Below are 13,689 nucleotides of genomic sequence, written 5' to 3' on the forward strand. Positions count from 1 at the left end.
ATAGGGCGAAACGCAATGCTCGCATTGTCACCGCATAGATTGTCCTCACCCGACGAACGATAGGCGAGGTTCATCATGGACAAAGCTGAATGGTTGGCACGGCACGAGACTGGCCCAAATCCCGCTACGAACGTGATCGAGCCGGATTTTTCGTTGGAGTGCGTGCCCGGTCGATCTCAGGTAGATCTGTCCGGCTACACTGCGATACAGATGCATCATCGACAGGCGTTTGACGCATCCCGCGCTCCCTTGCGCAAAGAAGCTATAGGAAGCCACCCTCGCACGGGTGATCGACCCGATGCCGGGGTTGCCGGCATCTTCGGCATCTTCGGCAGGTGCGGCGCTCGGCCAGTGCCGAAGCTCTCGCCCCTGGCCATGCCGCCCGAGTATGTAGACAGGCGCTATTTGCGTGCGGGAAGTGGGTATTTTCTGAAGGATGCGCCTGACCAACGAGCGTTCGAGGATAGAGGCCAGTATCTTGTCACCGAGCATATCCGTGCGGATATCGTCGAGTCGATGATGGATCTCGCGCGGGCGAAGGCCTGGACGCGTATTCGAATCTCGGGACACGAGGCCTTTTGCCAGGAGGTGTGGTTACAGGCCACCTTGCTTGGGATGGAGGTGAGCGGATACGCTGCGAAAGCCGTCGATCTTGCACGGCTGTCGGATCTGACTGGGCAGACCGAAGCGCGGCGCGAGCGCACACTTGAGCATCTCGCCTCGGCACCGGAATCCGCTACCGCGGCGCCGCCTCGCGGCGTATCCACGGTCCACCCAGAAAAACCGGAGGATGCGACGATGCGTCAGTCGACGTCCGATGCTCATGTAATGCAGCTTGCCGCGATCGTCGCGGCTATGCGCGAGCAGGGGTTCAGCGATCGCTCGATCGAGCGAGTCAAGCAACGCGCCACGCGCATGCTCGACGTGTTTCGCGCCGAAGGTGTTGAGCTTTCCCGGCCACGGGTGTTCGACCGGAAGGCGCCGTCAACGCGAATGGGGCAGACAGAGCAAAGGCAAGCACACTTGCGGCAGCGGGAAATCGAGCATGCGGTTGCCGTGCCTGCAGCACCTGAAAGGTAGACGATCATGGGATCGCGAACTCGAGCACGCATTGCCGTCGAACTGGGCACGCTAAAACCCATCTGGACGGCATGGTGCGCGCAGCATGGCGTGACGCCGGGCGAGGGCTTGCGGCGACTCGCGGCCGAAACCATGGAAATTGCCGTCGATCAGCCGAACATGGAGCGGTTGATGGAGACGCCGAGCGAGCGAGACGTACGAATCGGGGTGGGGCTCACGCGCGCCGAAATGGAGTGCGTCAAAGCACAGGCCTATTTGAACGGCTTTACGCCGAATCGATGGATTGCCGCATTGGTTCGGGCACACCTGACAAAGCAGCCACAGTTCGGAAACCGTGAATTAATGCTGTTCGCGGAGTCGAATCGACAGCTCGCTGCGATTCGTACGCGACTAAATGCACTGGAGAGGCGCGCAGACGCTAACGAGCGCATGGAGGGACTCGACTGGCAGCAGCTTCGCGGCGAGATCGACGCGCACTTGCGCTCAGTGGTGAGACATCTGCAAAGCAATCTAGACCGATGGGGCCGCTGATATGCCGTTTCCAAAAATTTATGTCGACGCGCTTCTGGTCAATTGGGGGGATCGGTTGTTCTACGAACCACTGCGGCACGCACGTGCTCAGTATTTGTCGAGCGGGGCGTTGCCGAGCGATGCACGGCGCTTGCGCGAGCGGCTCGCCTTGACGCTGCGGTGTGCGCCCGAAGTCATGGTCAAGATTACGAATCGGGCCTCGGGCGCACAAGGGATGCGTGCGGTGCGTCGTCACCTGCAATATATCTCGCGCCACGGTCGCGTCGATCTGGAGGATCAGGACGCACGCGTGATTGCTGGAGACGCTGCTTTGCAGGATCTGTGCGATGAATGGAGGTGGAGTGGCTGGGGGATGCAGGAGGACAGCCGACATCGCGAAACCTTCAATGTGATGCTGTCTATGCTGCCCGGCACCGACCGTGAGGCGGTGCGCAATGCGGCACGCGCGTTTGCGCGAGAAATTTTTGGAGATGGAAGACCATATGTGTTCGCTCTGCACGATGACCGAACGCATCCTCATGTGCATCTGTGCGTTCAGGCGCGAGGCCCTGATGGACGGCGCTTGAATCCGCGCAAACCCGATTTGCGGCATTGGCGAGACGAGTTTGCACGACAGTTGCGCGAACAGGGCGTGGAGGCTAATGCGACGCCGAGACTGGTGCGCGGCCATACGCAGCGCTTTCCCAAACAGGCTGTGGTTCGGATGGCCTCTCGCGGGGTTGCTCCGCGTTTTTACCGCTCAGCGATTAGCGAGGAGACGCAACGCGCGTTGTGGCGTGCGCATATCGAATCGTTGAGCGTCTGGCACCAGATCGCACATGCATTAGCGAACTCTGTCGAGCCTGAGGACCGGACCATGGCGATGCGTGTTGTAGATTTTGTGCGGCGCATGCCGGTACGGCGATTGGATCCCGATGTGGCGCCACTGAATAACGGTATAGCGCAGTCGCAGCGTTGCCAATCGACTGAACGACCGCGCAATATGTATGTCTCGAAGCGACAGTCAGCTATGGGCAGTGAGCCCCGCGAGATCGATCCGCCATTGGAGAGGGATTGAGATTTATCTCGATTTTGTCGATCGACATCGCGCGAGCCGCCGCCACGTCGTTCCCGATGCCACTACTGATGCGTCGCAGAAGCGCGCGCACGAGGGGCATGCATGAGTTCGCGCCGGTCCGCAGCAAGTTGCTTGATGGATATCCATCTTAGCGCACGGTCACGGCCTGCATGTTCGCGATCGCCTTGGGTGTCACACAGTGCTCAAAGCCGCAATGCCCGGCGGCGAGCATCGCCGCGTCGTAGTTGCGGCCCATCAAGCGGTACGTGACGAACACCGCGTAGGCGACCATCGGCACCGTCTGGGACGCAAGCATCGCGAGAATCGGCACCGCGAGAGACGAGAGTTATCACGGCCGCAGCGTCATCAGCAGTGCGAGGCTCACATTGCCGAGCAGCGACACCGTGTGCTCGGACGGCCGCCAGTCGAACAGCGACAACCCGTTGCTGAACACTACGCCGACAAACAGCAAGCATACGAACGTCGGCAGTTCGAACCGTGGATCAGCGATTCGATCGCAGTGCCAGCCGACAGCGCGATCGCGAATGTGTTGATGAAGGCGGACGGCGTCATCGCTGCTGCTTCCTCGGGTGTTCAAGGCCGGCCGGTATCGCTCTGCGGCACATGCGGTTTGGCAAGGCCGGCGCGCGCGACACGAGCACCTGACCGGGAAAGAGGGCGAGCGACGCTGCGACGAGCGTGCCGAAGGTGTCGACTTGCACGATTGGTTCTGGTCGCCCAATTGACGGAGATTATCCATTAACGCCTTGCCAATGGGGCAAGTTCGATCATCGGTCATGATCGGGTCCCGGCGAAATCAGTCCAGTCCGATTTACTTGCCCGCGAACCGAACGCGATACTGGCATCGGTGAATTTCCATTCAAACGAGCGCGGTGCGGTTTGCCGGGGACGTACTCCTATGGATATCATGGGCTATCGACGCATCATCGGGAGGTTGGCGACACGGGTTGCGCACCCGTTCGCGGGCGTGCGGCCACAGCGGGGGCCGTGTGCCTATCGCCCTGCCATCGTCGTGGCGATAGCGGGATCGATGTTCGGGTCGATGTGCGTCGCGGCGCCCCACGCGCACGAGATGCGGCAGCCGGCCGCAATCGGGATGCACGACGGCGCGAATACCCCGCACCCCGGTCTCATCGCGCGTCCGGCCGCCGCACCCGTTGCTGCTGCACAGAGCGATGTGGACGATTCAGGCCGACGAGCACGTGAGTCGGCCGTGTTGGCCGCAGCTCGTGCAAAGGCGCGCTATCCGCGCAAGCCCAATGCGTCGTCCGACACCGCGAAGGCGCTCGGCATGACCGATGCCGAGCTGGCGTCGTGGCTCACTGATATCCGTCGGCAGGCATCCGCCCCGATCCTGCGGCCGCACAGGCACGGCGAGGCCGAGCTTCACCCCATGTATCCGGCGCGCCCGACCGATTCCTGAGGCCATCGGCCATCCTTCTTCCGAGGACCGGCATGTTTGCTGGTCGCATTCCTCGCCTATTTCCCACGCACGTATGGTCGCGCCGGCGGCGCATTCAACCATAAACGGAGACCCGCATGCAGTTCTATGACGAAATGCATCTCGAAGGCGGCGCCGTCCGGCGTCACTATGAAGCGTTCGAGCGCTGGTTGAGCCAGCAGAGCGACGACACAATGCGCCGCAAGCGCGCGGAAGCGGATTTGATGTTCCGGCGGGTCGGCATCACGTTCGCCGTCAACGGCGACGAATCGGGCGGTGAGCGGCTGATCCCGTTCGATCAGATCCCTCGCATCGTGCCGATCGCCGCATGGCGCACGCTCGAAGCCGGCCTGCGGCAGCGCGTGCAGGCGCTCAACCGCTTCCTGCACGACGTCTATCATCGGGGCGACATCGTGCGCGCGGGCATCGTGCCGGCCGCGCAAATCTATGCGAACGCGCAGTACCGGCCCGAAATGCAGAATGTCGAAGTGCCGCGCGACATCCGCGCGCACATCGCGGGCGTCGATCTCGTGCGGGCCGGTGACGATGGTGCGTTCTACGTGCTCGAGGACAATCTGCGCGTGCCGTCGGGGGTGTCATACATGCTGGAAAACCGAAAGATGATGATGCGGCTCTTTCCCGATTTGTTCGTGCACAATCGCATTGCGCCGGTCGCGCATTATCCGGACCTGCTGCTCGATACGTTGCGTGCGAGCGCGCCGGACGGCGTCGACGATCCGGCGGTCGTCGTGATGACGCCGGGTATGTACAACTCCGCGTATTTCGAGCACACGTTCCTCGCGCAGCAGATGGGTGTCGAGCTCGTCGAGGGCAAGGACTTGTTCGTCGACGGCGGGCACGTATACATGCGTACGACTCACGGGCCCAAGCGCGTCGACGTGATCTACCGTCGGCTCGACGACGATTTTCTCGATCCGCTCGCGTTCCGCAGCGATTCGGCACTCGGTGTACCCGGGCTGCTCGGTGCGTATCGTGCAGGGCGCGTGACGATTGCAAACGCGATCGGCACCGGCATCGCCGACGACAAGTCGATCTACCCGTTCGTGCCCGACATGATCGAGTTTTACCTCGGCGAGCAGCCGATCCTCAACAACGTGCCGACCTACCAGTGCCGCAAGCCCGACGATCTCGCGTACACGCTCGCGCATCTGCCCGAGCTCGTCGTCAAGGAAGTGCACGGCGCGGGTGGGTACGGAATGCTGGTCGGGCCCGCCGCGACGAAGGCCGAGATCGACGCATTCCGTGCGCGACTCATCGCGCAGCCGGAGAACTACATCGCGCAGCCGACGCTCGCACTGTCCACCTGTCCGACCTTCGTCGAAGCCGGCATCGCGCCGCGCCATATCGACCTGCGTCCGTTCGTGCTGTCGGGCCGCACCGTGAAGATGGTCGCGGGCGGCCTCACGCGAGTCGCGCTGAAAGAGGGTTCGCTGGTGGTGAATTCGTCGCAGGGCGGCGGAACGAAGGATACGTGGGTTGTGGGCTGAGCGCGGCGCACAGGTCCGCCCGACCGGGCGACGGCCGGAGTCACGGAACAAAGGAGGCAGCATGCTGAGCCGCACCGCGGATCATATCTACTGGATGGCGCGCTATTTGGAGCGGGCGGAGAACACCGCTCGCATCGTCGACATCAACCTCAAATCGCTTCTGCTGCCGCAGGAGGCCGAACGGCAGCGCCGCACGCTGCGCGCGCTACTGCGCTCAGTCGAGCTTGAATCCGCGTTCGCGACGAAACATGGCGAACCCGCGCCGGAAGCTGTCATTGCGTTTCTGGTCGCCGATCGCGACAACCCGTCGAGCATCTTTTCCTGCCTGCGCAGCGCGCGGGAGAACGCACGCGCGGTGCGCGGCCTGCTGACCACGGAGTGGTGGGAGACGATCAACCATACGTGGATCGAGTGCGTCGAGCAGCTCGCCTCGGGCACGCTCGCATCCGACCCGCATGGGTTCCTCGAATGGGTGAAGTCGCGCGTGCACCTTGCGCGCGGCGTGTCGATCGGCACCGCGATGCGCGACGACGCCTATTATTTCTCGCGCCTCGGCACGTTTCTCGAACGTGCGGACAACGTCGCGCGGATGCTCGACGTGCGCTTTCTCGACATCGAGCAGGCCGCCACCGATGCTCCGGACGAAATCGACGAGTTCTACTACTGGACGTCGATCCTCACATCGGTGTCGGGGATGGAGATCTATCACAAGGTCTATCGCGACGTCGTGACGCCTGACCGCGTAGCCGAACTGCTGCTGCTGAACCCCGCGATGCCACGCTCGCTGCGCGCGGCGATCGATGATTTTTGCATGACGCTCGACAAGCTGAAGAACGGTGCGTCGGCCGAGTGCGAGCGCGAGGCGGGCCGCCTGCGCGCGGAGCTGCACTATGCGGACATCCGCAAGCTCCGCGCGCAAGGGCTGCACGCGTTCCTGAACGAATCGCTCGAGCGCGTCTATGCGCTCGGCAACATGGTCTCGCGCACCTTCCTGATGTCCGCGAGCTGAATCGAGATTCCCATGTACCTGACCATCCGACACGACACGATCTATCGCTATTCAGCGCCACTCACCTATTCGATCCAGCAGATCCGGATGACGCCGCCGGCTCTGCCGTCGCAGTACGTAGCGGGCTGGCGGATCGCCGCACCCGGCATGCTCGAGGCGTCGAGCGACGCGTACGGCAACGCGCTGCACTCGCTGGTTGTCACGCGCCCGCTGTCCGAGATCGCACTGCATGCGCACGGCGCGATCGATACGCAACCGCTCGACGATGGCCGGCTCGGGCTCGATCCGGGGCCGGTGCCGGTGGAGCACTACACGTGCCCGACGCGGCTCACCGAGGCCGATGGTGCGATCCGTGAACTCGCCGCACCGCTCGGCGCGGGTGACGGGTCCGATGCGTTCATCGCGCTGGCCGAGCGGATCGCGGGCACGGTTGCGTACCGGCAGGGCGTCACGGCCGCGACGAGCACGGCGGCCGATGCGCTAGCGCTGCGGCATGGCGTATGCCAGGATCATGCACATCTGATGCTCGCATGCTGTCGCGCCAGCGGCGTGCCGGCCCGCTACGTGAGCGGCTATTTCGATGCGGGCGACGTGGAGCATGCCGCGAGCCATGCGTGGGTCGACGTATGGGTACGCGAGAGCGGCTGGGTGTCGATTGACGTCACGCATGCATGCTTCGCGGGCGAAGCGTATTGCCGCGTCGCAACGGGCCGTGACTACGAAGCAGCCGCACCCGTGCGCGGCATGCGCATCGGCGGAGGCGAAGAGTCACTCGACGTGAAGGTGGATGTGCAAGTGGGAGGCGGGCAATGACGTACTGTGTGGCGATGCGCGTGGACGAAGGGCTCGTGTTCCTGTCCGATTCGCGCACCAACGCGGGCATTGATCACGTGAGCACGTTCCGCAAGATGGTGTTGTTCGAGGTGCCGGACGAGCAGGTGGTTGTGCTGCTATCGTCCGGCAATCTCGCGATCACGCAGGCCGTGACGCAGCATCTGGCGTCACAGCCGAAGACCGACCCGCAGTCGATCTGGCGCGTGCGCTCGATGCACGACGCGGCGCGGCTTGTCGGCAATGCGGTGCGGGTCATCCATACGCGCGATGCGCACTCGCTGCGCGAGTTCGGTGTCGATTTCAACTGCAGCTTCATCGTCGGCGGGCAGGTGCGCGGAGAGGTGCCGCGGCTGTTCCAGATCTATGCGGCCGGCAACTTCATCGAGGCCTCAACGCTGAGCCCGTACGTGCAGATCGGCGAAGCGAAGTACGGCAAGCCGATCATCGAGCGGATGCTGTGCGAAGCGATGTCGCTCGCGGACGCGACGAAGTGCGCGCTGATCTCGATGAATTCGACGATCCGCTCGAACATGTCCGTCGGGTTGCCTGTCGATCTGCTGGTGTATGAGCGCGATACGTTGAGCGCGACGAAGTTCGCGACCTTCGACGAACACGATCCCTACTACCGGATGCTGAATACGACATGGGCGCAGCGGCAGCGGTCGATGTTCGACGAGATTCCGAATTTGCCGTGGGCGCAGGTGGAGAAGGTGGCGCCGCCGAAGATGGCTCCGGAGCGGACAGCGCTGCGGGAGGGCGGGGAGGGGGATGCGCGGGCGATACGCGAGTAAGGCTCGTCGGGGCGGCTTTCCGGAAGGCGATGTTTTGTAAAATCGGATCGGTCTCGTCATTTATCGGACTGGTCCGATTGGGATGAATTCACGCTGGCGATACCCTTCGGATGCCAGATTCAAGCGGGTGGCCTGTACCGGCTACTCGTCTGCCTCCTTGTTCGCGACAATGCGGTCTCCCCGACGAGACTATGCGTTGCGCGGACCCTCGTGTTTCACCCGGCGCCGGCCGCGACTCCCGTCACATGCCGGACTTGAAAGGGATACCGACATGCCCCACACCGTTGAAATCGCCGGCGCCATCATCTCCGCCTTCGCACTGATGCACACTTTCCTTGCGAAGCGCTTCGAGGTGCTGGCGCATCGCCATCCCCGCCATGCGGGCCTATTCCACTTTCTCGGCGAGGTCGAGGTCGTGTTCGGCTTCTGGGCGCTCGTGCTGCTCGTCACGATGACGGCGCTTGCGGGCCCGAAAGTCGCACTCGATTACGCCGAGTCGCGCGTATTCACCGAGCCGCTGTTCGTGTTCACGATCATGGTGATCGCCGCGAGCAAGCCGATCCTCGACGCGGTCACCGGGCTCGTGCTGCGCATCGCGCGCATGTTGCCGGTCAACACCGAAGTGGCCGTCGTGTGGCTGTCGCTCGCGCTGATCCCGCTCCTCGGTTCGTTCATCACCGAGCCGGCCGCGATGACGCTCGCCGCGCTGATCCTGCGCGACCGGCTGTTCTGCGCGCCGATCCGGGAGCGCTGGAAGTACCTCGCGCTCGGCGTGCTGTTCGTCAACGTGTCGGTCGGAGGTACGCTGACGGCTTACGCGGCGCCTCCCGTGCTGATGGTTGCTTCCGCGTGGGGCTGGGACAGCGCGTTCATGGCCGCGCAGTTCGGGTGGAAGGCGCTCGTCGCGGTGCTGATCAACGCCACCGTCCTGACGGCGTCGATGCGCGGCGAACTCGCCGGCTTGCCGGCGCAGACGGCCAGACCCGCCGTCGTGCGTGTGCCGGTCGGCGTCACGCTGATCCATATCGGCTTTCTGATCGGCGTCGTGCTGAGCGCGCATCATCCTGTGATCTTCATCGGCCTGCTGCTGTTCTTCCTCGGCTTCACGCATGCGTACGAGCGCTACCAGTCGCCGCTGATGCTGCGCGAGAGTCTGCTCGTCGCGTTCTTCCTGGGCGGCCTAGTCGTGCTCGGCGGACTCCAGCAATGGTGGCTGCAGCCGGTGGTCGAATCGATGGATGCGTATGCGCTGTATGCGGGTGCGCTCGGCCTCACCGCGATCATGGACAACGCCGCGATCACTTATCTCGGTTCGCTGATCGCTGGCATTCCGGAAGAGGCGAAGTACATGCTCGTCGCGGGTGCGGTGGCGGGCGGTGGTTTGACCGTGATCGCCAACGCGCCGAATCCGGCTGGCCTTGCGATCGTTCGGAAGGGATTTCATGACGAATCGGTGAGTGTCGGCGGGTTGCTTGCTGCGGCGATCGTGCCGACGATTGTTGCGAGCGCGGCGTTGCTGTTTTTTTGAGATCGACGGTGCGGGCTTGGGCGCGCCTGGCATGAACGATCGCGTTAGCGATATCGCGAGGAATCAGATCCGTGTCGCGCCCGCAAACCGACTTCATTTGGGCTCCAGATCGATGATCGTTCATCGTCGTGCCGATCTCCGGCTCCATCGACGTGCTGGCGCTGGCGATCGGCATCGGCCTTCACGATTTCCTCGTGACGAGCGGCTACGTCGGATGGACGTTCGGCCGCGATACGACTCCGACCGAGATCGGCGGCTCGCTTGCGCAACCGGCCGTCAATATGTTCGGCATGGCGTGCGCAGGCATCGCGACGCTGCTCGCGATCCGCTTCGTCGATCGGCGGCGCGCCGCCATGCGTGTCGCTGCGTGATCGGAACGGGTGTACGGTCAGCGCTGCTCGCGCTGCGCCGTATCGAGCGCGGGCCAGCCTTCTTGCTGCTGCGCGCGTTCCCGCCACCGGAATAATCAGCCTGGTCCTATAGTCCCGACCGCCGCGCATGCCGACAATCGATTGCATCTCAATCTTGTCGGCATCGCGGCTTCATCACCGTCAGCTCCTCAACGGAGCGCCGCCGCCGACCGAATCCAGGAGGCGACATGCGCGTGCTTACCCGCTTCAAACTTCCGCCGTTGGCGATGTGGCAGCAGATCCTGATCGCGATGATCGCCGGCGTCGCCGTCGGCCAGCTCGTCGGCGAACCGGCCCGGATGCTGCAACCGCTTGGCGACGTGTTCATTTCGCTGATCCGGATGTGCGTGATTCCCGTCGTATTCGTATCGCTCGTCTGCGGGATCATGTCGCTGTCCGATCTCGCGGCGATGCGGCGGATCGCGTGGAAATCGCTCGCGATCTACGCGCTGCTGATGGCATCGACGGCCGCACTCGCGATGGCCACGGCCACGCTGTTCGGCGTCGGCAACGGCTTCGGTCTGCCCGCACAGATTGACGCTGTGGCCGTCGAACCGGTCGGCCTCGTCGACGCGCTGCTGTCCGCGATTCCGTCGAATCCGTTCAAGGCGTTCGCCGACGGCGCGCTGCTGCCGACGATCGTGTTCGCGATCTTCTTTGGGCTGGCGGTCAACCTGTCGGGCGAACACGGCGCACCGGTGCGCAAGCTGTTCGAGAGCCTCGCGGCCGTCGTGTTCCGGCTGATCGGGATGGTGCTGAAGTTCGCGCCGCTCGGCGTGTTCGGGCTGATGGCCTATGTGACGGCCGATCACGGGTTCTCGGCGCTCGGCCATCTTGGTTCGCTCGTCGCGGTGAACTACGTCGTGATGGCGGTTGTGATGACCGTGTTCTGCGCGGCGGTGCTGATGCTCGTGGGCCTGCCGCCGCTGCCGTTCCTGCGCAAGATGATGCCGGTCCAGCTGTTCGCGTATTCGTCGGCGAGCAGCGCCGCCACGCTGCCGCTGAATCTCGACACCTGCCGCGCGCGGCTCGGCGTCGGCGACGGAGTTGCGAGCTTCGTGCTTCCGCTCGGCTCGACGGTCAACATGGCGGGCCTCGCGTGCTATCTCGGCACGGTGGCCGTGTTCGCGAGCAACGCGTACGGCATCGAGCTGTCGGCGATGCAGTTCGCCACCGTCGTCGCGACGACGACGCTCGCGTCGATCGGCGCGGCCGGCGTGCCGGGCGCGGGGCTGGTCGTGATGAGTCTGGTGCTGGCGTCGGTCGGGCTGCCGCTCGAAGTGATCGGCGTGATCGCGGCGGTGGACCGGTTGATCGACATGGGCTGCACGTCGGCCAACGTGACCGGCGATTCGGTGACGGCCGTTGTAGTCGCGCAGTCGGAAGGCGCGCTCGATGTCGAGCGGTATCGGCAAGCGTGAATGATGCGCGGCGCGTGCCGCGCGCGATTCGCGTCGGGCCGGTTTCACCCGGCTTCCTGCTTCGAAACAAGATGTTTCGGCGCCGCAAAATCAGACGCGACTGATTCCGCTGCACGTTGCGCTCCGTGACAATCTTCGTTACGCGAGGTGCCGGGCATGTGCTCCGTCGCCTCGCGTAAATCGATCTGCGATTGCGGCCGCTCCTGTCGAGCGGCCGCTTTTTTACGTCAAGTGACGCTACATCAACGGAGAACCATCGTGGCGATGTCGGTTGAACGACTGATTCCTGAAATCCTGTTCGGCTTCACGGGCCTGGTCGGCATCATCAATCCGATCGGCATGGCCTTCGTGTTTCTCGAACGCACGCAGTCGCTGACGGAGGCCGAGCGCGCGCAGTTGACGAAGAAGCTCGCGATCAACGTGTTCGTCACGCTGCTCGTGATTTTTTTCGTCGGCGCGCCGGTGCTGAACTTCTTCGGTATCTCGATGGAGGCGCTTCGAATTGGCGGCGGGTTCGCGGTGGCGGTCGCCGGCTGGTCGATGCTCAATGCGCCCGACGTGCCGGGCGGCTCCACGCCGGCACAAGGTGGCGATCTGCAGAGCCTGATGTCGCGCGCGTTCTTTCCGCTGACGGTGCCGCTCACGATCGGGCCGGGGTCGATCGCGGCCGGTATCGCGCTGCATGCGAACCGCTCCCGTGGCGTGTCGGACTATCTGATGTCGGGCGTGATTTCGCTGGCCGTCGCCGCGTTGGTCGCGCTCGCGATCTGGCAGATCTACAGCCGCGCGACGACGCTGGCGCGTTATCTGGGCGCCGACGGCACGAAGGTCGCGATGCGCGTGTCGGCGTTCCTGCTGCTGTGTGTCGGCGTGCAGATCATGCTGACGGGGGTGTCGGAGTTCGTTCGTACCGTGGGGGCGCAGGCCGGTTGAGCGGGATGTGCATGGACACCGGTGGCTGCGCGCCACTCCGGCAGCCTTCCGTCCGTTCATATTTCTCGGGCGCAGCCCTCTTCAGGGCTGCGCCGAACGTGGCGCTGCCCAACGAGACGTTGAACAGCGCCGCGTTCAAGCCTTTCTCAATGCGACCCGGCGTGCCCCACGCCCATTCCCGTCAGCATCCGGCGCTTCAGGCCTGTTTCGGGATTGCCCATCGGGATTCCGTGGCGCGCAACGTCGCAGTCCGACTCTTTCACGGGCGTGATCACCAGCCGCTGTTGCGTGACCTCGATCCGCACACGTTGCGCGGGCTCGAAACCCGCCGTTTCGATCCAGCGGCCGGACAGCTTCATCCACGGATACGTGACGGGACGGGTCCTGGGGCGATTCGTGGGTGCTCCAACACCCACGGCCCGCGCTCGTTTACGCCGCGGAATTTTGCAATCCGATTCATCGGATGCCGGATGCCATCGAAGGCACATCCATCCTCGCGCGGAAACTGGTGTCCACTCTAGCGGAATCGACGGCCGAACAGGTGCTCGTTATGTGCGTTTTGTGATCGTTGGCCGGTCGGTCAATGCCCGTTCGGGGGAAGGCTGAGGTGCTCAATCGGGCGATTCACGCGATGCAGACGAGCGTTTCGCCGAACCCACCTAACCGGATCGATTCGACGCGCTACGCAGGATCGATCGTGAAGTTCTCGAGCGCGTAGTGCGCGCGACACGTCCAGAGCGTATCGCCGCCGCGATGAAAAACGGCGATGCCGTCGCGAACGGTCATCCGCGTGCGCGGATACACGGCGCCATGTCCGTTGACCGCTGCGGCAAGATCGTTGCGTTCCTTGCAGGCGGCCCAGTATTCGCCGTCCTGCAGTGTCGTCTGTCGTTGATTCATGTCGACTCCGGTCGCGATAGGTATCGCATACGCGCGGGAGGGCTTCGATGCGGGCACTCGACGCTCGCATATGGCAGCGTTATCGAGTTGCAGCAGGATCAGCGCCCTTCAAAGCGTGGCCGCGCCCACCGGCCACCATCGAGCACCCGCATCGAAGCCGTCGCAAGCGAACGGCGCGCGGTATCCGGAATCGTCGGAGCGTAGCTGGGGTGAGGACCGGTTAGC

General features: G+C 63.9%; 14 protein-coding genes and 1 pseudogene. 12 read left to right on the forward strand and 3 right to left on the reverse strand.

Features of this window, described 5'->3' with window-relative positions:
- Nucleotides 1-75: 75 nt before the first annotated feature.
- The 3 genes from WT97_RS04825 to WT97_RS32215 are packed head-to-tail and all read left to right on the forward strand — an operon-like array spanning nt 76 to nt 2,668.
- Nucleotides 76-1,080 (forward strand): LPD7 domain-containing protein, encoded by a 1,005-nt coding sequence (locus tag WT97_RS04825; RefSeq protein WP_060353031.1) that lies wholly within the window; start codon nt 76-78, stop codon nt 1,078-1,080.
- 6 nt (nt 1,081-1,086) lie between these two features.
- The gene (locus WT97_RS04830; protein ID WP_060353032.1) at nt 1,087-1,611 is read left to right on the forward strand and encodes a hypothetical protein; all 525 of its coding nucleotides are present in this window, start codon (nt 1,087-1,089) and stop codon (nt 1,609-1,611) included.
- A 1-nt stretch (nt 1,612) separates the two neighbouring features.
- Nucleotides 1,613-2,668, forward strand: coding sequence for a relaxase/mobilization nuclease domain-containing protein (locus WT97_RS32215; protein ID WP_082751337.1), 1,056 nt, complete (start codon nt 1,613-1,615; stop codon nt 2,666-2,668).
- Between the two features lie 148 nt (nt 2,669-2,816).
- On the opposite strand, the pseudogene WT97_RS33970 reads toward WT97_RS32215, so the two are convergent.
- Nucleotides 2,817-3,467: pseudogene (locus WT97_RS33970) on the reverse strand (sodium/glutamate symporter).
- Between the two features lie 120 nt (nt 3,468-3,587).
- On the opposite strand from WT97_RS33970, the gene WT97_RS04840 reads away from it, so the two are divergent.
- The 9 genes from WT97_RS04840 to WT97_RS04880 all read left to right on the forward strand — a co-directional run bounded on the left by WT97_RS04840 (nt 3,588) and on the right by WT97_RS04880 (nt 12,564).
- Nucleotides 3,588-4,112 (forward strand): hypothetical protein, encoded by a 525-nt coding sequence (locus WT97_RS04840; protein ID WP_060353034.1) that lies wholly within the window; start codon nt 3,588-3,590, stop codon nt 4,110-4,112.
- A gap of 116 nt (nt 4,113-4,228) precedes the next feature.
- A complete protein-coding gene (locus WT97_RS04845; protein ID WP_060353035.1) occupies nt 4,229-5,638 on the forward strand; it encodes a circularly permuted type 2 ATP-grasp protein in 1,410 nt (469 codons plus the stop codon).
- Between the two features lie 61 nt (nt 5,639-5,699).
- Nucleotides 5,700-6,647, forward strand: a complete 948-nt coding sequence (locus tag WT97_RS04850; protein WP_060353036.1) for an alpha-E domain-containing protein — start codon at nt 5,700-5,702, stop codon at nt 6,645-6,647.
- Nucleotides 6,648-6,659: 12 nt separating this feature from the next.
- Nucleotides 6,660-7,460 carry a transglutaminase family protein gene (locus tag WT97_RS04855; protein WP_060353037.1) on the forward strand — a complete coding sequence of 267 codons (801 nt, stop codon included), beginning with the start codon at nt 6,660-6,662 and terminating at the stop codon, nt 7,458-7,460.
- Nucleotides 7,457-8,272, forward strand: a complete 816-nt coding sequence (locus WT97_RS04860) for a peptidase (protein WP_060353038.1) — start codon at nt 7,457-7,459, stop codon at nt 8,270-8,272. Before WT97_RS04855 ends, WT97_RS04860 begins: the two co-directional genes overlap by 4 nt.
- A 271-nt stretch (nt 8,273-8,543) precedes the next feature.
- Nucleotides 8,544-9,800 carry a putative Na+/H+ antiporter gene (locus WT97_RS04865; protein WP_060353039.1) on the forward strand — a complete coding sequence of 419 codons (1,257 nt, stop codon included), beginning with the start codon at nt 8,544-8,546 and terminating at the stop codon, nt 9,798-9,800.
- A 128-nt stretch (nt 9,801-9,928) separates the two neighbouring features.
- Nucleotides 9,929-10,171: a hypothetical protein gene (locus WT97_RS04870; RefSeq protein ID WP_060353040.1), complete on the forward strand. Its 243-nt coding sequence runs from the start codon at nt 9,929-9,931 to the stop codon at nt 10,169-10,171.
- Between the two features lie 227 nt (nt 10,172-10,398).
- Entirely contained in the window at nt 10,399-11,631 is a 1,233-nt protein-coding gene (locus tag WT97_RS04875; protein ID WP_060353041.1) for a dicarboxylate/amino acid:cation symporter, read from the forward strand.
- Between the two features lie 264 nt (nt 11,632-11,895).
- On the forward strand, nt 11,896-12,564 hold the full coding sequence (locus tag WT97_RS04880) for a MarC family protein (RefSeq protein ID WP_060353042.1): 669 nt from the start codon (nt 11,896-11,898) through the stop codon (nt 12,562-12,564).
- A gap of 146 nt (nt 12,565-12,710) precedes the next feature.
- On the opposite strand, the gene WT97_RS32220 is transcribed toward WT97_RS04880, so the two are convergent.
- A complete protein-coding gene (locus WT97_RS32220) occupies nt 12,711-13,052 on the reverse strand; it encodes a SymE family type I addiction module toxin (protein WP_082751338.1) in 342 nt (113 codons plus the stop codon).
- Between the two features lie 193 nt (nt 13,053-13,245).
- Complete coding sequence (locus tag WT97_RS04890) at nt 13,246-13,464, reverse strand: hypothetical protein (RefSeq protein WP_060353044.1); 219 nt, start codon at nt 13,462-13,464, stop codon at nt 13,246-13,248.
- Between the last annotated feature and the right edge of the window lie 225 nt (nt 13,465-13,689).

It is taken from the genome of Burkholderia sp. MSMB1459WGS, from assembly GCF_001534535.1.
Classification (GTDB): domain Bacteria; phylum Pseudomonadota; class Gammaproteobacteria; order Burkholderiales; family Burkholderiaceae; genus Burkholderia.